The sequence below is a fragment of the Ruegeria sp. HKCCD7221 genome, assembly GCF_013031225.1.
Lineage (GTDB): Bacteria > Pseudomonadota > Alphaproteobacteria > Rhodobacterales > Rhodobacteraceae > Ruegeria.
Genome location: NZ_WPZE01000001.1, coordinates 878358 through 900715, shown reverse-complemented (window position 1 = coordinate 900715; position 22358 = coordinate 878358). Strand labels below are relative to the sequence as shown.

Here is a 22358-nt window from a genome sequence, read left to right as displayed (position 1 = left end):
GAAAATACCATGTATGATGTGCAGAAAATCCGCTCTGACTTCCCGATCCTGTCCCGAGAGGTGAATGGAAAGCCGCTAACCTATCTGGACAATGGCGCTTCGGCGCAGAAACCTCAGGTCGTGATTGATGCGGTGACGCGGGCGTATGCCGAAGAATATTCAAATGTTCATCGCGGTTTGCATTATCTGTCGAACCTCGCGACCGAGAAATACGAATCCGTTCGTGGCACCATCGCGCGGTTCCTTGGCGCCCAAGATGAAAACGAAATCGTTCTGAATTCGGGCACGACTGAGGGAATTAACCTTGTTGCCTATGGCTGGGCGATGCCGCGTCTCGAGGCCGGTGATGAAATCGTCCTGAGCGTCATGGAGCACCATGCCAACATCGTTCCCTGGCACTTCCTGCGTGAGCGGCAGGGCGTTGTCCTGAAATGGGTCGACATTGATCCGGACGGCGGGCTGGACCCGCAAGCGGTTATTGACGCGATCGGCCCCAAGACCAAGCTGGTTGCCGTAACACAGTGTTCGAATGTTCTTGGCACAGTTGTCGACGTAAAGGCAATTACCGAAGGCGCACACGCCAAGGGCGTTCCAGTGCTGGTGGACGGAAGTCAGGGCGCCGTACACATGCCGGTGAACGTGCAGGAAATCGGCTGCGACTTCTATGCGATCACGGGGCATAAGCTGTATGGTCCGTCCGGTTCGGGTGCGATCTACATCAAATCCGAGCGCATGGCCGAGATGCGCCCCTTTATCGGCGGTGGCGACATGATCAAAGAAGTCAGCAAAGATCAGGTGATCTATAACGACCCTCCCATGATGTTCGAGGCCGGTACCCCCGGCATAGTTCAGACCATCGGGCTAGGTGTCGCGCTGGATTACATGATGGATCTAGGCATGGAGAACATTGCCGCGCATGAGGCGGGGCTGCGAGATTATGCGTTTGAGAAACTTGCTGGTCTCAATTGGCTTCAGGTTCAAGGCATGCGTCCGGACAAGGCCGCGATCTTTAGTTTCACGCTGGATGGGGCCGGACATGCGCATGATGTGTCCACCATTCTGGACAAGAAGGGCGTCGCGGTCCGCGCCGGTCATCATTGCGCGGGGCCACTGATGGATTTCTTTGGTGTTACCGCAACTTGCCGCGCGAGCTTTGGTCTTTACAACACGACGGATGAGGTCGATACGCTGGTCGACGCGCTTGAACTGGCGCATGATTTGTTTGCGTAAATGCCGGCGCTATGGGGGCGATTTGCAGTTGCACCCGGATCGGATCAAGGTTAGCTAACGACCAAGGCACCTGTAGCTCAGCTGGATAGAGCGCTGCCCTCCGAAGGCAGAGGCCAGAGGTTCGAATCCTCTCAGGTGCGCCATATTCCTGATTAAGCTATTGATATTACATGGCAATAGACTTCGACGTGTCTCAGTTTTGTACACCTTTGCGGGCAACTTAACCCTCACACCCGTACCAGCGACACTATCAACGCCGGACGGACCGCACGGTCCGTTGCGGGACATACTACGGAAGCCGCGAGTCTCTGGCCTAGTTGTCTGCAGTGCAGCGTCCTAGCCGCCAGATCGACACCTTGCAGACCAAACCCCGTGCCATTGGCCGGGCTTTTTTGCGTGTCGGTCACACGAATAAAGAAACCCCCTGCCTGCCGGGTTTAGACAGGGGGTTCTGAACATTATGATTTATCCAAAACCTCAATCAGAATAAGTAATACGATTTCAATAAGGATTTGTTTGTAATCAACCATTTCTACTCCTTTCGTTTAATGGTCTGCGGCTCTTGTACCGCATCGCCGGGAGCAAAAAGTTTCAAAGTCCTTAACAAATCCAGAAAGTTCATTGGCTTGACAGTCGTAAGAACAAAAATAGAACATGCGGTATGAACAGATGGCCGCGAACAATCCCGTATGACTTACGATGCAAGCTGGAACAGTTGCACGAGTACCGCAGCGCACCCAGCATCCAAACCCAATGGGGTGAGGTTTTGGAATGGCTGGAAAAGCATGGTGTCGAGCCACCAGATCACCCGCTGCCGATTGAGCCAGAGTTAGGTGGGGCGGTCGGGCATAGTTAAACTGACATCACCTCTCAAGTGAATCGTATCTGCATCAGGGTCGGACAGTTGGTGCGTGATCAAAAAAATCACACTTGCACAATCTCTGGCCTTTACCCAATCCGCTGCCTCAATGTAGCGGTTCAAGTTCGCCATGCCTGTTTTCAGGTGTATTTCAGCAGTAATGCGCGACACTGTTTCTTGCAGTTCCGGCACCGCATCCGTCTGAAATTTGATTACGTTGTCGTTGCTCATGATCCGGCCGCCGGTTGCTCTGGTGCCTCACCCAATGCGAGCAACAAAAGGATGGCCAGTAAGGGTGATCCGACAAGGCCGATCAGAAACCAGATCAGGCCGGATCGGTTGCGCCGTCCCGCCATCGTAATCGGCAGGATGTAGAGCCAAATCACGAACACCGCCAAGACAAGTAAAACGAGAAGTTGAATGATTGGCGCGTCCATAATTGACCCTCAAATTTTTGACGAATCTGCCCGTCCTGCACGCAGTGTCAACACAATCCGTAGAGTACGTGTTGACCGATGTGTTGACATTTGCCGGACCGAACGCACTACCCAATCGTCTACCTTGTTACGATATATGAGGGATTTTGGCAGGAGCAGCAGGGTTCGAACCCGCGACCTACGGTTTTGGAGTGCGCCATTCATAAAGGAAACAGTGTTTATTGTTCATTCTGTACGCTAAATTCGGCGCTAAAGGACGGTTTGAATGTCCTGCTCTTAGCAAATGTGTTGACCGGATTGTTGACACACAGCCGGTCCATCGCAAAAAAGTCCCGCCATCGGGCGGGACTGACACTCGTTACACCCTCACTAAGCGCCGAAAAAAATCCTGCATCATTCGGAGGGAAACCACGTGAACAATGCAGGCTGTAGTTTCGGGGTAAACTTGTTACGGCAAGGATCACGGGTTGGATCATAAGTTCCCCGCGTCACCTTAATCTGGGATGATAGGCAACGCGGGGATTTAGTCTGACCATGGGACTGCCCAGACTAAATGGGGCAAGATAGGTAAGTTGACTGGACAGCGGCGGCGTACCTGGCAACTAGGGAGCGGGCGTCGAGTCTGCACAGTGGGATTGAAGCCGCATCAGAAAGCATTTGTGAAGCCAACGTTGAACAGTGTTTCGTTGTAGCTAAAGGCGTCAATTCCGCTGTTCACTCGATTGTATTCCAGCTCTGCAAATGGAACGAATCCATTCCCAACAATGTAATTTCGTTTTTCGACCCTTAGCATTGCACCGTATTGATCTTCGTCGGGGTTACCAACAAACAGGGGGTTAATGTCTTGGAATGCCTTCTTGGCCAAATACACCCTCGGCTCAACTACGTATCCCCGCCCAACATCAAACGATCCAAATGCCTCCAAGCCGGCGATGGTATAAGTATCAATATCTCGTTCAGTGGATTTGGTTTCGCCGTACAGGGCGACCCCGATTGTGCTTTTGCCGCCGAAGGAACGACGCATACCCAAACGAGCAATCGCCGAATTGCCGCTAAAAGTTTCGTCGAGTTTATTGTCCACTCTGTAACCCGAGATTGACCCAAAAATCGAGTAAGCATTGAGGTTTCGTCTCTCGAACGCGACTTCCATTCCCAATCTGTTTTCAAAACTCTCATCAGCCAAGTATCGCGTTGTCAAAACTGGGCTGATGACAGCAGTACTTTCGGGAAAAACAAACCTCGCGCCCCCACGAACGCCAATTGTAACATCGCGATATGTTTTATCTTCGGATAGATCGCCAAATGAGAAGACTTCGCCGAACGCGACAACAAGTCGTTCTTTGCTCGAGATGCCGTCTAAACTCGTTCGCCATAGAGCCGAACCAGAGTATCCAATGCCATAAGGACTTTCATCGGAGCGATCCAAAGTCGCCGGCAACGTTATGCCAGAAAAATCAAGATCGATTTCGTCGGTGTCATAATTGCGAGTTGAACCGAGTCTCTTAACGCCGATTTCAAAATCCCATTCGAACCCTCGCCTCGCGTCGATTGCTCGAATAAAGCCAAGCACTTTTTGTCTTACTGGCTCAGGTATATCCCCTGAGAGAACCTTAAAAAACTCTGACCTGGATCTGTTCCATTGCTCATCCAGAAAGTAAGCCCGCGCTAACTCCAGCCTAACCCGCGTAAGACTTGGGTCACTTGCTAGAATGTTTTGAAAAATGGCGATTGCACTTTTGTAATCGCCACTAGACACAGCGGTTAATCCTGAAAGAAACTGGCTTTCTGTGGCCTGCATATTGGCTGTTGACGCGGAAACTGCGCCAATTTGGGAAAACACCGCCAACGCACAAAGTACCACCAGTCGAGCCAACTTCATCGTCCCGCCTTTCACAGATTTTTGGTTTTAGCCTTTAGCGTTTGGCACCAAAAGCAGCACCGTACTTAAACTCCGCACCATCAAGTGAACCTGAGGTTCCCCATTCGCCTCCAACCTCCTCGGCATTCGGCCCATAGAACGCAACTGATGCAGTTCCGGATTGGGTCGGTGTCGAAATCGCCCCTACGCCAAATCCATCTTCTACGTCGTTTATTGTTGTAGAGAAGTCCAAGCCAGTAGCAGAATTTGAAACTCCAGTTGCCGCATCCGTGATGAAGGTGTCACTGCTAGACAATGTGGCTGATTTAAAGTCTGTAGAGACGGTCACCTTACTATCAGTCAGCCCGGAGGCTCCAGATTCAGTTGCGAAAATCCCAACTGAGTTTCCTGAATAGGTCGCTGACGTACCAGTTGGTACATTTGACGCCGCAGTACGTTGACCAAACGAACCGGCATTTGCCCAACCTGATCGGCCATCTGGGGTATTCAACCAAGCACCATAGGTTTGGTACTCATGATTAATTTGGTCCGGGTCCGCAATTACCGCTAAACCGGTTCCGTCCGGCTTTGTTACCAATAGGGAGCCGTTATAGAAGGAAAAAGTAGCGTCGTTCGGCCCGAAAGAAATGTCGGGCTGCCCCTCTTGCTTAAAGACAATTGTACGGTCGCCGTTACTTTGTGGTGTCAAGTCCGCCGAGGTGACAGCAAATTGCGTCCCTTCGAATCTTAGTGTTCCATCCGCATTTTGGGAAAATGGGATTACTCGGACACCACCGCCCGATGTTAAACGCGTCGTTTTCCCGTTTTGCAGATTCGAGAAACCGTCAAAGGGCAAAGGATTAGATGGAGTGCCTGGTGCTGGTGAAGAATCTGAAGACCCGCCTCCGCCGCCTCCGCACGCTGCTACCGATAGTGCTAAAGTCGTTGCTACAGTTGTTCTTAAGATCATTTCGTTCCCCTTCATCAACTCAACAATTGAGTGGATCACTTTTCTGTGAGCCTTGCCGGGGACTTATGATTTGATAAAAGCACTGACTTGTTATTTTCAGCCAAAGTGTTGTTGTTTAGTGCCAGATTTGCATTCAGGTCTTTACTCTTGTTTAGCTTACATGCGCCTTGAGAGCCGTCTAGCACACAGTCAAGAAGCCGAGAAACCGTTTTGCCCAATATTGAGAACCCCGCCCTAATACTTGCGGCTGTCATCGGTCTTATTCTGTTCATTTCGCTGATCGGCTCCACAAGGCACTATTTTTCTGGCCGGCACTACACCGGAAACGTCGTTCCATTTCGTCGCAGATCGCGCCTTAAGTTGCCGCGTTCACTGACACCGGGACGGTCGGTAGTAGTCTGGATGGCCGCTCTGATCGGTGTCGCAGTCTTTCTGACTAGCTTCGGCCCAGACCAAACCGACCGGCGCACAGTGGAAGGTATCGCCCGAGTCCGAGACGTAGATACCGTAGTCGTTCAGGGCGTTCCGGTTAGGCTGAACGGCGTAGATGGACCGGAATTAAGTACAAGCGCCGGGATGGCTGCGAAGCAATGGATGGCGGATCACCTGCGCGGCAAGACCGTCACCTGTAAATTGAACGGAGAACGTACATACGACCGCTGGGTAGGCGTATGCTACGTTGATGGGGAAGACATTGGCGCGGCCTCAATCGCCGCCGGGCATGCGCTGGATTGTCGCCGGTACTCAGGGGGCCGCTATCGTAGCTTGGAAACCCCGGAAGCCAGAGCAAGAATTGTGCGAGCCGGGTATTGTTAGGTTCTGGCCTCGCATCCCAAAAAGGCGAGTTTCGCAGATAAAGTCTGCAGCACTGGACTGAGGCTCGGCTTGTACGAGATACACATTTCTGGCAACGCTAGGCTAAAACCAGAACCGGAGACTTCAATGCTTAGGATGATGGCCTTACTTGCCCTGTTTCTGCTTGCCGCTTGTGCTAGCAGAACCGAACGTTTGACACGGGAATATCAGGTCGGAGAGGAGCTGATGAATGACTGTCGGGAAAATGGCCAACGCTGCTCTGAGTATATTGATTTCAAAAATCGCTTTGAAGCAAGCTATGGAAACATAACGACGTTTGAACAAAGTCTTGCTACCCACAAAGCACGGTTGGCGAGAGGCGGCGCTATTTGATTTTGCCCTTTGGCCGGACATTAACTGGTTTGGAAATTTCGAGGAAGAATTGTTTTTATGATTAATAGGTTAGGTTTTTTAGCTCGTCTTTGTGGTGTCCTTTGCATCCTAGCACCTGCATCTAATGCGGACACCATCATGCATTTGGGCCGGGAATGGCCAGCGCCCAAGGGGTTTGAAGGTGTCTGCCAGACTTATCCGCCAATTTGTCAAAAATCACCGCACACTCATCAGATCACAGATGCTGACTGGAAGAAGATTAAAAAGGTTAATCAGAACATTAACCAAAAAACTCCAGAGGTTTCCGACGAGAGCCAGTATCACGTTCTTGAAAAGTGGGCGCTGCCCTCGCGCCTAGGCGGAGATTGCGAAGACATCGCGATGCTCAAGAAGGTTGAACTTCAGAAATTGGGCATATCTCCGGATCACTTGCTTCTTGTAACGGTGTTGGACCTTCACCACGAGGGGCATGCGGTATTAGTCGTTAGGACATCGATGGGAGATTACGTGTTGGACAACCTGACCAACCGGGTGCTTCCTTGGAACAAAACCCACTACGCATTCATCGAGGCACAAGATCCCAACGACCCAGCGCGATGGGATATTGTCCTGCAGGATCGATGACCTGCAGTCTGAGACACGTCAATGCTATCGGCTCTAAGCATTCGTATTGAATTTCAGGCTTCAGAGGTAATACAGAAACGAAAGACATGATCCCCGTTCTTGCACGCGGTATCACTGCGTGCATTCAGCGCGTTGGGGACAAGGAAATCTTGCCGACCACGATGCTGAGCGGTATCGCAAACGCCATCGTGTAAAAACCTGTTTGCCGATCAAAAGATTGGCGGCGCACCGTGACCCGTTACGGCCGATGCGGAGAACTGTCTTCGTCGGCAATTTGCATCGCCGCTACCGTCATCTTTTGGTTATGAGTCCTGGCCCTTTACAGATGCTGAGGGTGGTGAACCAGACCACCTTTTGAAAGCTGTCGAGAACGCGGCTTGGTCAGCGTAACCTAGTGAAAAAGCTACTTCAGTCATGCTCATACCGTCTTTGATAAGAGTTTTCGCTAGGTCGTACCGCAAGTCGTCAACAATTGTTCTGTAACTGAGGCCACTTTCTGTCAGTCGTCTCCCAAAAGTGCGAGTACTCAACCCCAAATTTCCTGCAACCTCCTCTGCAGAAGGCACTTTGCCAGGAAGCACCGCGATAATTTGACTTTCAATCATTGCGCGAAGGTTTTGTGTGGGTTTGTCGACTTCTGATAGAAGCCTATTTCCATAAGCAATTAGGTGATCCCGCAGCTTCGGATCGAAGGACGGAATTGGGAGTTCGAGCGTTGTGTGGCCCAAGACAATTTCTGGTTTTTCTGCCTCAAAAACAACTGGGAATCCTCCGATCTTGGAAAATGAACTAGCAGACTTCCCGGCTTGGTGATCAAAGCGGATTTCCAAAGGATAGAAACCTGTCTTGGCCAAGTGACGCATCCGAGATAGAGCGAGGAAAAGCAAGTACTCGGTGTGACGGTGAAACTTCCCGAAACTGGCATCTTTCCAACTAACTTCGATCGAGGCTGCATTGCTTGATACTCGTAAGTTAAAGGCAAGGGCCGGATCGATAAGATCATGAAAACGGGCTGTATTCTCGATAGCATCGCCCAAATTTCGAGAGTATTTGCCGATGTATCCAGTAATGGTCGTACTTTCACGGAAAGAGAGTGCTGACGCAGCAGCAAACGTCACATCGTCGACGGCATCGCAAGCCGCGCGAACCAATTCCGCCTCTTCCAGGTAAGTGATTTTCTCAGGGACGGGCCAGACAGATTTTTTTGGAATTCCGCAGCGCGTCAAGGTGGGTTGTTATTAGCCGCCCCAGCTTCGGATTTCACCGCAATCCATGTGGACGAAATTCGAGCGGGAATATTTGCCAACACCACCGGCCCGGCAGGACATTGCGGCCTTGGCCATTTGCGAGACTGAACGGGACGATAGGCGCAGGTCAGCAGCCTGACCTTTCATGTGCAATGAGTTCTTGGCAACGCGACGCGACCGTGACCGCAACATCGCGTTTGTCTGCGGCGAGCGATAACCCGACAGCAGCATATAAGGCTCGTCAACATTCAGGAGATTGTGAGAGGCAGCCATGATGTCGATGGTGCGCAGATCCATAGGTTTGACCTGATCGGTGCGCCAATCACGCATGAAGTGGTTCACTTCCTTGACGGCATCCTTGATGTATTTGCCGTCGACCCAGTAGATCATGTCGATCCGTTCACCGGTGCGACCCGAATACATGCGAATACGGCGAATGTCGCCACCGCCGCGGAGAAATCCTGCTGCATTGGAATAAGTCGGTGCCGCGACAACTGCCGTAGCTGCAAATGCGCCCAATAGGGCACGCCGGGTCAAGCCCGAAGTACTGCTCGTAGTCATTATAGTTTCGTCCCGTACTGTTCCTGCCTGCACACGATGTTACGCGCGCGTTCTTAATTTTTTCCCATCCCAGATGCCAAATTTATGGCACAGACGCGAAAGACCGCCAAGAAGTCTTTCATACTCATCTATTCAAGGGGGAATTTTCGGCAGTTTTTTGCGCAGATGATGCATTTCGGTATAGTCTTTAAGCAGATGGGTCATGCTGGTCCCTTGACGATGCAAACGCGCATCACGGCCAAAAAGAAGATTTGAAGTGATGCATTTGTGAATGGACAAGCGGTCTGACCCGCAATCATATTTGTTCGACGTGAACTGAAGAAACGTCCAAGTTATTGAATAATCAGGGTCATCCCATGCGAGCATTTTTACGTGCGCCATCTGGTTTCATCTTCGCAGCCTGCATTGCGGCGTCTGCGGCGCTGGCGAACACCGATTCCAATCCCGCGACCGCGTTTCAGATGTCCGTTGCCGAATTTCTGCCCTCAGGCTCTGGAATGTCCGATTTTTACCGCTCTAACGGGTTTTCTCCGGTTTGGGTTGGCAATTCGCCCGCACATCAGGCACGCAGGTCAGGTTTGATCCGGGCACTGTCCAGCGTTGACATGCACGGTTTGCCACAGGGCGCTTACGACGTGCAGGGTTTGCTGGCTCAGATGCAGGACGCGCAAACCCAGCGCGATCTAGGTGCGGTCGAAATGTCGCTGAGCCGTGCTTTCGTCGCCTACGCCAATGACATGTACTCGGGCGCCTTACGCCCATCCCAGATTGACGACGGGCTGGTGCGCAAGGTCGAACGCCGGACAGCCGCCCAGCATCTGCAGGGCTTGGTGGATCACGATGCCGCGTATTTTGATCTGCTTACCCCGCAAAACGCACAGTACCGCGCGCTGATGAAGCAGAAGATCGCGCTTGAAAACCTTATTCGACAAGGCGGCTGGGGGGCGGGCGTTCCCTCGGATAAGCTGGAATACGGTGACACGGGGCCGAATGTAATTAAACTGCGCAATCGTTTGATTTCCATGGGGTATTTGAAGTCCACGGCAAGCCCTGAATTCGACGATGCGTTGCTGGATGCTGTAAAGAGGTTTCAATCCGATCATGGCCTTGCTGCGGATGGGGTGGCCGGTCAAGGAACAATCTCAGAGTTGAACCGGACGGCATCTGACCGCCTGAAGTCCGTATATGTGGCGCTCGAGCGTGAACGCTGGTTGCCGAAAGAGCGGGGCGCGCGGCATATCCTTGTCAATCAGGCGGATTTTTCTGCCAAGATTGTTGATGATGGCTTGGTCTCATTCGAAACCCGGACGGTGATCGGTAAGAACACTCATGATCGGCGCAGCCCTGAATTTTCGGACGAAATGGAGCATATGGTTATCAACCCCAGTTGGTACGTGCCACGTTCGATTATCACCAAAGAATACCTGCCAAAGCTGCAGTCCAACCCTAATGCTGTTGGGCATATTCACATCACCGACCGCAGTGGTCGGCAAGTGAACCGGGGGGCCGTGGACTTTACCCAATTCAACGCTCGCAACTTTCCGTTTGCCATGCGACAGCCGCCGAGCCAAAGCAACGCTTTGGGGCTGGTAAAGTTCATGTTCCCAAATCAATACAACATCTATCTGCATGATACGCCTCAGAAATCTCTGTTCGCGCGTGAGGTTCGGGCGTTCTCGCACGGATGTATTCGTCTGGCTCAACCGTTCGAGTTTGCCTATGCGCTTCTGGCCAAACAGGAAGAAGACCCCAAGGCGTTCTTCCATCGCATTCTTGCCACCGGAAAAGAGACCACGGTGCCGTTGGAGCAACACGTGCCGGTTCATCTGATCTATCGAACGGCCTATATCGGCCCGAAGGGTGAGGTGCAGTATCGGCGTGATGTCTACGACCGCGACCGGAAAATCTGGGAGGCGCTCCAGAAAGCAGGGGTAGCCCTGCCGGACGTTCAGGGGTAATCACCGGGTTAAGTCCTAATTCCGGGAAGCCCGACATGCAGTACACAATTCTACAAATCGCCGAAGCCCTGGGTGCTGAATACCAGGGCGAAGGTGATCTTGCCATTGAGCGCGCAGCAGAACCCGGTGATGCGGGGCCTTTGGATTTGGCAATGGCCATGTCGCCAAAATATGCCGACGCTCTTGGTGCGGGGAACGCGCAGGCGGCGGTTCTGTGGGCAGGGGCCGATTGGCGGGCATTGGGCCTGAAGGCCGCTATTTTTGTTGCTCGTCCCAGAATGGCCATGGCTGGGATCACTTCGATGCTTGATCCGGGGCAGGGTGTTGCGCACGGTGTTCACCCCTCGGCTGTGGTTGATCCAACTGCGGAACTGGCCGACGGCGTTTCGATTGGTCCATTGGCGGTGATTGGCGCGCGCGCAAAGATCGGCAAAGGGGCCGTGATTGGCGCGCATTGTGTGATCGGAATGGATGCCGTCTTGGGTGAGAACGCGTTGCTGCGCGAGATGGTCGGCATCGGCGCCCGAGCCCAAATCGGCCATCGTTTCATTGCGCAACCGGGTGCCCGGATTGGTGGCGACGGGTTTAGCTTTGTTACGCCCGAGGTATCAGGCGTAGAAAACGTGCGTAAAACGTTGGGTGACCAGGGCGATGCGCGGGCGCAAAGTTGGTTGCGTATCCACTCGCTTGGCGCGGTTGAAATCGGGGACGATGTCGAAGTCGGCGCAAATTGCACGGTCGATAACGGCACAATCCGAAACACGTATATCGGTGATGGCTCGAAATTGGATAATCTAGTGCATGTCGGCCACAACACGCGTGTTGGTAAAGATTGCCTACTGTGCGGACAAACAGGCGTCTCAGGTTCGGTCGAGATCGGCAATAACGTGGTTCTTGGCGGTCAAACCGGTGTGGTCGATAACATTTTTATCGGCGACGGTGTGATCGCAGGTGGGGGTACGAAAATCCTTTCCAATGTGCCGGCCGGGCGTGTGATTATGGGGTATCCGGGCGTAAAGATGGAAACGCATACGGACATGTACAAAGCCCAGCGCCGCCTTCCACGCATGGCGCGTGACGTAGAGGCGCTCAAAAAGGCTGTTTTCAAACAGGCTCCGAACGATTAAATCACCCTCAACGGGACAATCAGAGGTTCGACATGAGCATCACCGAACGCGTCATCGCCATCATCGCCGAACAGGCCGTGTTGGAACCTTCGGATGTGACGCCCGAAAGTACGCTCGAGGATCTTGGAATCGACAGCCTTGGTCTGGTGGAAAGCATTTTCGCCATCGAGGAAGAGTTCGATATCACTGTTCCATTCAATGCCAACGAACCCACGGCAAGTGATTTCGACATCTCGAACGTGGCAGCGATCATTTCCGGCATCGAAAAACTTGTGTCGGAAAAGGTCTGACACAAGATCATGAAACGCGTTGTCATTACCGGGGCCGGGACGATCAATTCGCTGGGCCACTCCGTTCCCGCCACACTTGAAGCAATGCGTGAGGGCCGCTGTGGGATTTCCGAACTGGAGTTCCGCGACGTTGAGAGGTTGGCCATCAAAATCGGTGGTCAGGTCCGGGGGTTCGAGGCCGAGGGCCGGTTTAACCGACAGCAAATGACCCTGTACGATCGGTTCACGCAGTTCACGCTGACGGCTGCTAAGGAAGCAATCGAACAATCCGGTATCGAGTTTCACGGTGATCTGGCCGCGCGGTCCGGTGTAGTGCTGGGCACGGCCGGAGGGGGCGTTTCGACGTGGGACGACAATTATCGCTCAGTCTATGAGGATGGAAAGAACCGGGTTCACCCGTTCGTCGTGCCCAAATTGATGAATAATGCTGCTGCCAGCCATGTGTCGATGGAACATAACCTAAAGGGGCCAAGCTTTACTGTTTCGACGGCCTGTGCGTCCTCGAACCACGCTATGGCGCTAGCATTTCAGATGGTGCGCAGCGGCGCTGCGCCAACGATGCTGACCGGGGGTTCGGAATCCATGCTCTGCTTTGGCGGCGTCAAAGCCTGGGAGGGACTGCGCGTCATGTCCAAGGACGCCTGCCGCCCGTTCAGCGCGAACCGGAATGGAATGGTTCAGGGTGAAGGCGCTGGAGTTTTTGTGTTCGAGGAATATGAACACGCGCGCGCCCGTGGTGCGGACATATTGTGCGAGGTCGTCGGCTTCGCGATGTCATCCGATGCATCGGATATCGTAATGCCCAGCAAGCAGGGCGCGGCGCGGGCCATGTCTGGTGCGTTGTCCGATGCGGGTCTGAACACAGATCAGGTTGGTTATATCAATGCGCACGGCACGGGGACGGCAGCCAACGACAAAACCGAATGTGCTGCCGTTGCTGATGTCTTTGGGCCGCATGCGGACGAGTTGATGATCTCGTCCACCAAGTCGATGCACGGTCACTTGATTGGAGGAACCGGAGCTGTTGAGTTGCTGGCCTGCATAATGGCTTTGCGCGACGGGGTGATCGCGCCAACCATAGGTTATGAAGAACCTGATCCCGAGTGCGCCTTGGACGTGGTGCCAAATGACGCGCGCGACGCCAAAGTAGATGTGGCGCTGAGCAATGCGTTTGCCTTTGGCGGCCTGAATGCGGTTTTGGCGCTGAAACGTGTCTAAGCACGTCGGGCGGAAAAGAAAGGCGACTATTTCTTCAGCCGCCTTTGTCTGCCGTTCTTAGTTTTGCTGTGCCGTCAGGCTGTCAAACCCCGACGTGAATCCCGCAAGCGACATGTCCATTGACAGAACCTGATCCGGAAAACGGGCCGGAACCAGCGACAGAACCGCTTTGCTACCTGCTTTCATTGCGTCGACATCGCCTTGGCTCAACCCAAGTTGGGCAACGCAGCCGACAGGAACACAGTGGTGGTAATTGTAGAGTTTGCGCGGTGCTCCGTCGATTGACAGGGCAAGCTGCGCCTGAAGCAGGGTTTCAAGGGGAACGATCACACTGGCCCATGCAGCGGCAGCTCCACCAGCGGGCAATTTACCAATGGTGACTTCGGCAATAGGTTCACCCTGCTGACCGTTCAGGATCTGGACCAAGGCGCAGGGGTCATTGCCCTCTTCGGCCTTGATGCAGGAAACCTCCCAGTCGCCTGACTTTTCCTTGATGAACTGTTCGCCGACACGCGGCCCGGACTGACCCAGATCAAGACCACTGTCTGCCTGCGCCGGTTGAGATTCACCGGATTGAGTTTCCTGAGCTGCAACCGCGCCTGATAGAAGCACGGCGCCAACAATGTTGAGTGAGAGAAGTTTCTTGAACATGAACGCCTCGGCAGATTGGTTAAGCTTTTTGCCCGGTTTAACATCCTTGTGGCAGGGTGTCAGGCACTAAGCTTTCAAAATGCAGGGAAGTGATCGGAATCTTGCCGGTTTGCCGCGATTTTCGCGGCTTTTTCCAACGAAGAAGGGAGCCGGTGGAGCGGCTCCCTTCAACTGAATTTTCTCCCCGTCGGACTGGCCGACTTAGTTATGCGCAGACGTTACGAGAGGGGAGCGCATCGGTCAACTGCAAACCTGAAAATTTAATGACATAGGCCGCAATCTTAAAAAAAAGCCGCGCCCGAAAGCGCGGCCAGTCGACAGGGAGGAAGATCGTTGCCTCGCACCTCTCACTGCGGAGACAACGAATAGACTATCGCAGTTAAATATTAAATTTGTATGCTGCCGTCAGATCGGTGGATATTGGGACCATAATCATATGGAAAATGGTATTTTTTTAGGTGGCGCGGGTGACGAGTATGGCCAGCCTCAATCCTTGACGTTGAAATATGCCAATCGGCATGGATTGATCGCTGGTGCGACTGGAACCGGAAAAACGGTGACATTGCAAATTCTTGCCGAGGGATTTTCGCAGGCAGGTGTTCCGGTGTTTTTGTCCGATGTTAAGGGTGATCTGTCCGGGTTGGCCAAGGCGGGTAGTGAAGCGCATAAACTGCACAAGTCTTTTCACGAACGCGCCGAAAGAATTGGCTTCACAGATTATTCCTATGCGGCGTGCCCTGTCGCCTTTTGGGATCTGTTTGGCAAACAAGGGCACCCCGTCCGTACAACCGTAACTGAGATGGGACCGCTTCTTCTGTCTCGTCTAATGGATCTGAGCGAGGCACAGGAAGGTATTTTGAACATCGCCTTTCGTGTGGCGGACGAAGAAGGGTTGCCGCTGCTGGACCTTAAGGACCTGCAATCGTTGTTGGTGTGGATCGGTGAAAATCGAACCCAGTTGTCCTTACGCTTTGGCAATGTCTCGACGGCTTCGATAGGGGCCATTCAGCGACGCCTCTTGGTTCTTGAAAACCAAGGTGGCACTAACCTGTTCGGCGAGCCAGCTTTGGAACTTGCGGATTTGATGCGCGTTGATGAAAACGGGCAGGGCGTCGTGAATATCCTTGCCTCGGACAAGCTGATGGGTGCGCCGCGTCTTTATGCGACGTTCCTATTGTGGCTGCTTAGTGAACTGTTCGAAGAACTGCCCGAAGTCGGCGATCCGGATAAGCCAAAGTTGGTGTTTTTCTTTGATGAGGCGCACCTGCTGTTTGAAGACGCCCCAAAAGTTTTGGTGGACAAGGTCGAACAGGTTGCGCGCCTGATCCGTTCGAAGGGGGTTGGTGTTTACTTCATTTCTCAGAACCCCGCAGATATCCCAGAAGATATTCTTGGTCAGCTCGGAAACCGGATTCAGCATGCACTGCGCGCTTTTACGGCGCGGGACAGGAAGAACCTGCGCCTTGCAGCCGAGACATATCGCGAAAACCCGGCCTTTGATACCGAGGCCGCAATCCGTGAGGTCGGGGTTGGCGAAGCCGTTACTTCGATGCTTCAGAAAAAGGGCGTGCCGGGTATTGTCGAACGTACTTTGATCAGACCGCCGGGCTCGCAGCTTGGCCCGGTAACTGCGGCCGAGCGTCAGGCCGTGATGGATACGTCCCCGATGAAAGCAAAATATGATGCGCTGCAAGACCGAGAGTCCGCCTTCGAGATTTTGAAATCCCGTGCTTCGGCCGCCGCCGCAGCCGCTGCTGAAGCGGAAGAACACGAAGAAACTCAATCCGTGGCCGAACGTGAATTTTCGACAGCGCGACGCTATTCCGGCAGCAGGGTGGGGCGGTCTTCGTCCCGCGTCACCCGCAAAAAGGATACGTTTACGTCGGCGATGAGCGAGGCGGTCATCAAAGAGCTGAAAGGCACTACCGGACGCCGCATTGTTCGCGGTATCCTTGGTGGATTGTTTAAAAACAATTAGGGGCCGCGCGCCGGACCAATTTGGTTCAGCGCGCAGCCAGCCGGATCACTTCAGGCGGCGCTGGCCTTCCTGCTTACAGTAGGCGTCCGCCTCTGGCACCGACATCTTGTCAGCCGGGAAGTCAGTGGCGCGATCCCAGATTACCCGGTCCAGGCGATAAAGCTGGCAGGTGACTTCGCCCTTGGGGGTTTGAACTTTCACCGGTGCGCTTTCGACGTCTTCGGGTGACGGAATACATCCCGACAAACCTGCGACAAGCGGTAGAAAAAGAACTGTTTTGGTGATCAAGGTTTTCATGTGAACTCTTTTCATACTCATCAGGCCGTCCGCGTTATCCAGGGTGAGAGGAACACCGGCCTGAAGCACTGCGGTCACCTATCGTGTAAACAAGCGATACGCTGAAATCAACAAACCGCGCCAAACACTTGGCGCGGTTTGAAACTTAACCTTGGGTCAGTCTATTTTTCGGGTATCAATCCTCGTGGGCTGAACCTGAGCACGATGAGAAGGATCAGACCCATAGTGAACAGCCGCATATGAGCGGCACTTTCAATCAGGTGTGCCTTAAGCGCGCTGCCGTCCGGCATTCCTGCCGTAATCAGGTTCATCATCCACAAGCCAATCGGCTCGACCTGGACCCACAGGAACCAGATCAGGAAAGCCCCCAGAACTGCGCCGAAATTGTTGCCGGACCCGCCGACAATTACCATGACCCAAACAAGGAATGTAAACCGCAGCGGATTGTAGGTGCCGGGCGTCAACTGGCCGTCAAGCGTGGTCATCATCGCGCCAGCAATGCCGCAGATCGCCGACCCCAAAACGAAGATTTGCAAGTGGCGGAGGGTGACGTCCTTGCCCATTGCTTCGGCCGCGACTTCGTTGTCGCGAATGGCGCGCATCATTCGACCCCATGGGCTTTTTAGCGCCATTTGCGCCATCCATAGCAGCGCCAGCAGGACGATTGTGAACAGCAACGAATAGCCCAGCTTGACCGAAAGGGTCGAGGCCGTGACGGGATCAAGCCCCAGCCATTCGGCGCGGGCGATAAAGCCGGGATCGGCCTGCAACTCGACCTCATAACCCACCACTGGGGCGGGGCGCGGGATGCCGTAGACATTCTTGACGCCACGAGCCAGCCAGTCTTCGTTCTTCATGACGGCGATGATGATCTCGGCGATACCCAGCGTCGCAATCGCCAGATAGTCTGACCGCAGGCCCAGCGCAGTTTTCCCGATCAACCAGGCCGCGCCCGCTGCCAGCAAGCCGCCCGCAGGCCATGCCAACAGAACCGGCAGGTTCAAACCGCCGATATTGCCTGCGACTGCTGGATCAATCGCCTCGACCGCGGCGATGCTGGGATCGAACACCGCGCGATAGATAAAGAACCCGGCGATGAGAATACCGATGATAGACAGGGTTTGCATCCGTCCCTTTGGCATTCGCGTGGCGACAAGCACGGCTGCGACCACTGTCGCGGCACCCAAAAGCAGGGCTAGCAGAATACCGTACCCCCCGGCCGACCAAGCGCCCGGCGTGGGCGGGGTTGAGATCAGTACCACAGCCAATCCGCCCAGCGCGACAAATCCCATGACGCCTACATTGAACAGGCCCGCATAGCCCCATTGCAGGTTCACCCCGATCGCCATGATCGCCGAGATCAGCCCCATGTTCAGGATCAAAATGGCCGAGTTCCAGCTTTGCGTGAATCCTGTCAGCAGGATCAGAGAGCCGACCGCAATGAAAAGCAGCGTGTTTTTGACGGACTCGGTCATACCGCTTTCCCCTTGAACAGGCCCGTGGGCTTAAACAGAAGCACGATCAGCAGGATCACGAAACTGACGGCGAATTTGTAATCGGTGGACAGGAACTGAACGAGGCCCGAGGGCTCCAGACCTTCGGGTGCTAGATAGGTCAGCACCTTTTTCCACGCATAGGTGATGGTCACTTCGGAAAACGCGATGATGAAACCACCGGCGATGGCACCAATCGGATTGCCAAGACCGCCGACAATGGCCGAGGCGAAGATCGGCAGCAGAAGCTGGAAATAGACGAAAGGCTTAAAGCTTTTGTCGAGGCCGTAGAGCACACCCGCCGTGGTCGCCAGCGCCGCGACAATGATCCATGTGATCATCACTACGCGTTCTGGGTTGATGCCTGACAGCAGGGCCAGATCTTCGTTATCGGAATAGGCGCGCATCGACTTGCCGGTGCGGGTCTTGTTCAAGAACCAGAACAACAGCACCACGGCGACAACCGCAACAACCACGGTAATGCCCTGAGAAGTCTTGATCGCCAGCCCTTCACGTAGCCCGGTCATCGCTTTGAAGTCACGAGCCGAGACGATGAATCGCGCGCCGTCCGAGAAGCGTTGATCATCCGGTCCGATGATGAATCGCACGATCCCGTTCATGATGAACATCACGCCCATCGACACGATTACCAGAATGACCGGTTTGGCCTTTTGTTCGCGGTAGAACCTGTAAACCAGCCGGTCGGTGACCAGAACCAGAACGATACAGCCCAGTATGGCAAAGGGCAAGGCAAGCAGAGCGGTCGGCAGCGGCCCGAATCTGACGCCTGCCGCTTGCAGACCCCAAGTTACCAACACAGCAATCATCGCGCCAAAGGCCATTGTGTCGCCATGGGCAAAGTTCGAGAACCGCAGGATGCCATAGATCAGTGTCACCCCCAGCGCCCCCAGCGCCAATTGGCTGCCATAGGCGATTGCGGGAACAAGAACGAAGTTGGAGAGCGCCACAAGGGCGTTGAGGAAGTCCATTAGTTTATCACCTCGCAAATTCCTACCAACGTCCACAATTTGCGCTGCACGGAATCTTCGATCATATGTTCAAGGGAAAACGATGGTTCGTTGGATTCATTGTCGAAAGCAACATTGATCAAGCCACGAGTGTCGGTCATGCCGGATTGATACCAATCGACATCTTGCCAATAAGGCCGAGCTTCCTTCAACACTATTTCTAAACCGCCGCCAGCAAGGGTCATTCGACGTTTGTTTATGGAAACCTCGAACGCTCGATTATCCTTCTGGCAGCCCTGCGGAGTCGAGTAAGCCGCGTTCCAACAGAATTTTTCTGCATGACAAGTGTAGGTTTCAGCAGACGCGGGCATAGTCGCAAAGACGAACACGTGAAAAACCGCAAGAGCGGTAATGACTTTCATACGAAGCACCTCACCCCCCCAAGAAACTCTTACGTACTTCGGGATCGGCCAGCAGTTCCTTGCCCGTTCCGGTATAGGCGTTCCGCCCCTGAACCAGCACATATCCCTTGTCCGCGATCTCCAGTGCCTGACGGGCATTCTGTTCGACCATCAGGATCGGCAATCCGGTGCGGGAAACCTCGATGATCCGGTCAAACAGCTCATCCATCACGATGGGCGAGACACCGGCGGTGGGTTCGTCCAGCATCAGCACCTTGGGCTGAGTCATCAGCGCGCGGCCCACGGCGACCTGTTGGCGTTGGCCGCCCGATAGCTCTCCGGCTGCCTGATTGCGTTTATCGCGCAAGATGGGGAATAGGTCATAGACCTGCTCCATCGTCTGGCTGATATCGTCGCGGCGGATGAAGGCACCCATCTCAAGGTTTTCCTCCACCGTCATTGAGGTGAAGATGTTCGACGTCTGCGGAACAAAGCCCATCCCCTTGATCACCCGGTCCTGCGGCGACAGTTTGGTGATGTCTTCGCCGTCCAGTCGAACAGCTCCGGCGCGGACGTCTAGCATGCCGAATACAGCCTTCATCGCGGTCGATTTGCCCGCGCCATTAGGGCCGACGATCACCGCAATCTCGCCTTTGTCGACGGCGATGGAGCAATCGTGCAGGATGTCTGGCCCTTTGCCGTAACCACCGGTCATGGTGTCACCAATCAGGAAAGGGCCACCTTCGACTTTATGTGTCTCGCCACTTTTGCGATGGGCGGGGGTCATCGTGCCGACGCCATGCGCGTTGGTGATCGAGGCGTCCTTGTTGCCCTTGTCGTCGTGATAAGGATTGTCGCTCACGCCCCGGCCTCCAGCTTGTCTTTGTTTTTCAGGCCGGTACCCAGATAGGCCTCGATGACGTGCTCATTCGCTTTGATCTCATCCAAGGTACCTTCGGCCAGCACCTTGCCCTCGGCCATACAGATGACTGGGTCGCAGATTTTGCCGATGAAATCCATGTCATGTTCGATGACCACAAAGGTATAGCCGCGTTCCTTGTTCAGGCGCAGGATCGTGTCGGCGATGGTCATCAGCAGGGTACGGTTCACGCCTGCACCAACCTCGTCCAGAAACACGATCTTGGCGTCGACCATCATGGTGCGGCCAAGCTCTAGCAGTTTTTTCTGGCCGCCCGAGACCTGACCGGCCTTGTGATCGGCCAAATGTTCGATGGTCAGGAACTCAAGCACCTCATCGGCCTTGGCGCGCAGCGCGCGTTCCTCGTCAGCGATGCGTTTGCGCCCAAACCATGTGTTCCAAAGCGATTCACCCGATTGCGCGCCGGGCACCATCATCAGGTTTTCACGGCACGACATCGAGGAAAACTCATGCGCGATCTGGAACGTGCGCAGCAGGCCTTTGTGGAACAGCTCATGCGGGGGCAGGCCGGTGATGTCCTCACCGTCCATATGAACCTTGCCGCTGGTCGGCGGCAGAACGCCCGCGATCACGTTGAACAGAGTGGTTTTTCCGGCCCCGTTCGGCCCAATCAGACCGGTGATCGAGCCCTTTTGGATTTCCAGCGATGCCCCGTCCACCGCATGAAACCCGCCGAAATGCTTGTGCACGTCTTCGACGACGATCATCTTTTCCCCTAGCCGCCGTTTTCGGCGTTGTTGTCCCATCCCCGTTTGCCGGGGTGCGGCCTTTTTTCATTGAAACAGCCCGGACACAAGGCCCGGGCTGCTTGTTTTTATGACTATTTAAGTCCGATCAACGGAAGTTGACGGTCTTGTTTTCGCCGTCGGTGACTTCGATCTCACGATACGAACCGGCGCTTTCACCGGGGCCGATCAGTTCAACGCCCGACGCGCCGACATAGTCGATGTCCTGACCTGCGGCCAGCATTTCCAGACCCTTGGCCAGTTCACCGGGATAGATCTTTTCACCCGGAGCGTTGGCGACGTCCACAATCTTGGCGCCATAGTCCGCAGGGTTGGTGGACCCGGCGGCCTGCATTGCCAGCATGAACAGCGCTGCGGCGTCATAGCTTTCGGGCGAATAGGGCGAAGAGCCGTCGAAACCCGCAGCTTCGGCCATGGCAAAGTACTTTTCAGCACCTTCACCGCCCGAACCGGCGATCTGACCGAACGAGCCGTTCAGGTCGGGGCCGACGTTATTGGGCAGCGAGTCACCGATCATGCCACCGGGCAGACCGAATGTGTCAAACGCACCGCTGTCCAGCGCCGACTGGATGATGCCCAGACCGCCCTGATCCAGATAGCCTGCGACCACCAGTATGTCGCCACCGGCCGAGGCCAGCGCGCCCACTTCGGCCGAGTAGTCGGCCTTGCCGTCTTCGTGCGCGGCCACGATGGTGACTTCGCCACCCGAAGCCTCGAACGACGACTGGATCGCGTCCGCCAGACCTTTACCGTAGTCGTTGTTGGTGTAGGTCAGAGCGATCGAGCTGATGCCACGGTCGTTCAGGATGTCGGCCATTACCTGACCTTCGCGCGCATCCGATGGTGCGGTGCGGAAGAACAGGCCATTGTCTTCCATGGTCGACAGGCCGGGCGAGGTTGCCGACGGTGAGATCATGACCATGCCGTTCGGAATCGCGACGTTCTGCAGGATCGCTCCGGTCACGCCCGAGCAGTCGCCGCCGATGATGCCAGCGACACCGTCTGCGATCATGCGCTCACCGTTCGAGGTGGCCAGACCGTTGTCGATGCAGCCGGTGTCAGCGCGGGAAGCCGAAACAGACGAACCGTCCAGCAGTTTTCCGGATTCGGTGACTTCGGCCATTGCCAGTTCTGCGCCCGAGCCCATGGCAGGTGCCAGCGATTCAATCGGACCGGTAAAGCCGAACAGAACGCCCAGTGTGACATCTTCGGCCATTGCGGTGCCGGACAGCAGAGCGGTTGCTGCAGTTGCTGTAAGCAGCTTTTTCATATGGTTACTCCCTATTGTGAACGTATTCGTTCTGGGCATGACCCTAG

The 22358-nt window shown here is 54.5% G+C and carries 23 protein-coding genes, 1 tRNA gene and 1 pseudogene; 11 read left to right on the top strand and 14 right to left on the bottom strand.

The features are described from left to right. Nucleotides 1-9: 9 nt before the first annotated feature. Both GOX73_RS04485 and GOX73_RS04480 read left to right on the top strand, forming a co-directional pair. Nucleotides 10-1230, top strand: a complete 1221-nt coding sequence (locus GOX73_RS04485; RefSeq protein WP_171134800.1) for a cysteine desulfurase — start codon at nt 10-12, stop codon at nt 1228-1230. Between the two features lie 66 nt (nt 1231-1296). Further along, nucleotides 1297-1373, top strand: a tRNA-Arg gene (locus GOX73_RS04480). A 686-nt stretch (nt 1374-2059) separates the two neighbouring features. Here GOX73_RS04480 and GOX73_RS04475 read toward each other — a convergent pair. The 4 genes from GOX73_RS04475 to GOX73_RS04460 form a co-directional block, all read right to left on the bottom strand. Continuing rightward, nucleotides 2060-2320 carry a hypothetical protein gene (locus GOX73_RS04475; RefSeq protein ID WP_170756673.1) on the bottom strand — a complete coding sequence of 87 codons (261 nt, stop codon included), beginning with the start codon at nt 2318-2320 and terminating at the stop codon, nt 2060-2062. Then, nucleotides 2317-2526, bottom strand: a complete 210-nt coding sequence (locus GOX73_RS04470; RefSeq protein WP_170756674.1) for a hypothetical protein — start codon at nt 2524-2526, stop codon at nt 2317-2319. Before GOX73_RS04470 ends, GOX73_RS04475 begins: the two co-directional genes overlap by 4 nt. 646 nt (nt 2527-3172) lie before the next feature. After that, nucleotides 3173-4405 carry a lipopolysaccharide assembly protein LapB gene (locus GOX73_RS04465; RefSeq protein ID WP_171125011.1) on the bottom strand — a complete coding sequence of 411 codons (1233 nt, stop codon included), beginning with the start codon at nt 4403-4405 and terminating at the stop codon, nt 3173-3175. 34 nt (nt 4406-4439) lie between these two features. Beyond that, complete coding sequence (locus GOX73_RS04460) at nt 4440-5354, bottom strand: transferrin-binding protein-like solute binding protein (protein ID WP_170756676.1); 915 nt, start codon at nt 5352-5354, stop codon at nt 4440-4442. 210 nt (nt 5355-5564) lie between these two features. Between GOX73_RS04460 and GOX73_RS04455 the strand changes: the two genes are divergently transcribed. The 4 genes and pseudogenes from GOX73_RS04455 to GOX73_RS20705 form a co-directional block, all read left to right on the top strand. Beyond that, nucleotides 5565-6170 carry a thermonuclease family protein gene (locus tag GOX73_RS04455; protein WP_254429115.1) on the top strand — a complete coding sequence of 202 codons (606 nt, stop codon included), beginning with the start codon at nt 5565-5567 and terminating at the stop codon, nt 6168-6170. A 126-nt stretch (nt 6171-6296) separates the two neighbouring features. Next, nucleotides 6297-6542: a hypothetical protein gene (locus GOX73_RS04450; RefSeq protein ID WP_170756678.1), complete on the top strand. Its 246-nt coding sequence runs from the start codon at nt 6297-6299 to the stop codon at nt 6540-6542. A gap of 57 nt (nt 6543-6599) precedes the next feature. Then, complete coding sequence (locus GOX73_RS04445; RefSeq protein WP_171134799.1) at nt 6600-7166, top strand: transglutaminase-like cysteine peptidase; 567 nt, start codon at nt 6600-6602, stop codon at nt 7164-7166. A gap of 169 nt (nt 7167-7335) precedes the next feature. Then, nucleotides 7336-7474: pseudogene (locus tag GOX73_RS20705) on the top strand (IS5/IS1182 family transposase); the annotation flags it as partial. Here GOX73_RS20705 and GOX73_RS04440 read toward each other — a convergent pair. Then, a complete protein-coding gene (locus tag GOX73_RS04440) occupies nt 7469-8392 on the bottom strand; it encodes an AraC family transcriptional regulator (protein WP_171125013.1) in 924 nt (307 codons plus the stop codon). The pseudogene GOX73_RS20705 and the gene GOX73_RS04440 sit on opposite strands and share 6 nt — an antisense overlap. Nucleotides 8393-8404: 12 nt before the next feature. Further along, nucleotides 8405-8974: a DUF882 domain-containing protein gene (locus GOX73_RS04435; RefSeq protein ID WP_171121460.1), complete on the bottom strand. Its 570-nt coding sequence runs from the start codon at nt 8972-8974 to the stop codon at nt 8405-8407. A 356-nt stretch (nt 8975-9330) separates the two neighbouring features. On the opposite strand from GOX73_RS04435, the gene GOX73_RS04430 reads away from it, so the two are divergent. The 4 genes from GOX73_RS04430 to GOX73_RS04415 are packed head-to-tail and all read left to right on the top strand — an operon-like array spanning nt 9331 to nt 13567. Continuing rightward, nucleotides 9331-10932, top strand: a complete 1602-nt coding sequence (locus tag GOX73_RS04430; RefSeq protein ID WP_171125015.1) for a murein L,D-transpeptidase — start codon at nt 9331-9333, stop codon at nt 10930-10932. Nucleotides 10933-10967: 35 nt separating this feature from the next. Next, nucleotides 10968-12059, top strand: a complete 1092-nt coding sequence (gene lpxD, locus GOX73_RS04425) for a UDP-3-O-(3-hydroxymyristoyl)glucosamine N-acyltransferase (protein ID WP_171134798.1) — start codon at nt 10968-10970, stop codon at nt 12057-12059. Nucleotides 12060-12091: 32 nt separating this feature from the next. Continuing rightward, nucleotides 12092-12349: an acyl carrier protein gene (locus tag GOX73_RS04420; protein WP_171121457.1), complete on the top strand. Its 258-nt coding sequence runs from the start codon at nt 12092-12094 to the stop codon at nt 12347-12349. 9 nt (nt 12350-12358) lie between these two features. Continuing rightward, a complete protein-coding gene (locus tag GOX73_RS04415) occupies nt 12359-13567 on the top strand; it encodes a beta-ketoacyl synthase (protein ID WP_171125019.1) in 1209 nt (402 codons plus the stop codon). Between the two features lie 57 nt (nt 13568-13624). Here GOX73_RS04415 and GOX73_RS04410 read toward each other — a convergent pair whose 3' ends face one another. Further along, nucleotides 13625-14218, bottom strand: coding sequence for an invasion associated locus B family protein (locus GOX73_RS04410; RefSeq protein WP_171121455.1), 594 nt, complete (start codon nt 14216-14218; stop codon nt 13625-13627). A gap of 436 nt (nt 14219-14654) precedes the next feature. On the opposite strand from GOX73_RS04410, the gene GOX73_RS04405 reads away from it, so the two are divergent. Next, nucleotides 14655-16196 carry a helicase HerA-like domain-containing protein gene (locus GOX73_RS04405; protein WP_171125023.1) on the top strand — a complete coding sequence of 514 codons (1542 nt, stop codon included), beginning with the start codon at nt 14655-14657 and terminating at the stop codon, nt 16194-16196. 45 nt (nt 16197-16241) lie between these two features. Here the strand turns inward: GOX73_RS04405 and GOX73_RS04400 are convergent, their stop codons facing one another. The 7 genes from GOX73_RS04400 to GOX73_RS04370 form a co-directional block, all read right to left on the bottom strand. Beyond that, the gene (locus tag GOX73_RS04400; RefSeq protein WP_254428763.1) at nt 16242-16514 is read right to left on the bottom strand and encodes a hypothetical protein; all 273 of its coding nucleotides are present in this window, start codon (nt 16512-16514) and stop codon (nt 16242-16244) included. A gap of 140 nt (nt 16515-16654) precedes the next feature. Continuing rightward, complete coding sequence (locus tag GOX73_RS04395; protein WP_171125025.1) at nt 16655-17968, bottom strand: branched-chain amino acid ABC transporter permease; 1314 nt, start codon at nt 17966-17968, stop codon at nt 16655-16657. Continuing rightward, entirely contained in the window at nt 17965-18975 is a 1011-nt protein-coding gene (locus tag GOX73_RS04390) for a branched-chain amino acid ABC transporter permease (RefSeq protein ID WP_171125027.1), read from the bottom strand. The genes GOX73_RS04395 and GOX73_RS04390 overlap by 4 nt, the downstream gene beginning before the upstream one ends. Next, nucleotides 18975-19376 carry a hypothetical protein gene (locus GOX73_RS04385; protein ID WP_171125029.1) on the bottom strand — a complete coding sequence of 134 codons (402 nt, stop codon included), beginning with the start codon at nt 19374-19376 and terminating at the stop codon, nt 18975-18977. Before GOX73_RS04385 ends, GOX73_RS04390 begins: the two co-directional genes overlap by 1 nt. A 10-nt stretch (nt 19377-19386) precedes the next feature. After that, nucleotides 19387-20217, bottom strand: a complete 831-nt coding sequence (locus GOX73_RS04380; protein ID WP_171125031.1) for an ABC transporter ATP-binding protein — start codon at nt 20215-20217, stop codon at nt 19387-19389. Beyond that, on the bottom strand, nt 20214-21002 hold the full coding sequence (locus tag GOX73_RS04375; RefSeq protein ID WP_171121450.1) for an ABC transporter ATP-binding protein: 789 nt from the start codon (nt 21000-21002) through the stop codon (nt 20214-20216). Before GOX73_RS04375 ends, GOX73_RS04380 begins: the two co-directional genes overlap by 4 nt. Nucleotides 21003-21129: 127 nt before the next feature. Next, nucleotides 21130-22311 (bottom strand): ABC transporter substrate-binding protein, encoded by a 1182-nt coding sequence (locus tag GOX73_RS04370; protein ID WP_171134797.1) that lies wholly within the window; start codon nt 22309-22311, stop codon nt 21130-21132. Nucleotides 22312-22358: the final 47 nt, after the last annotated feature.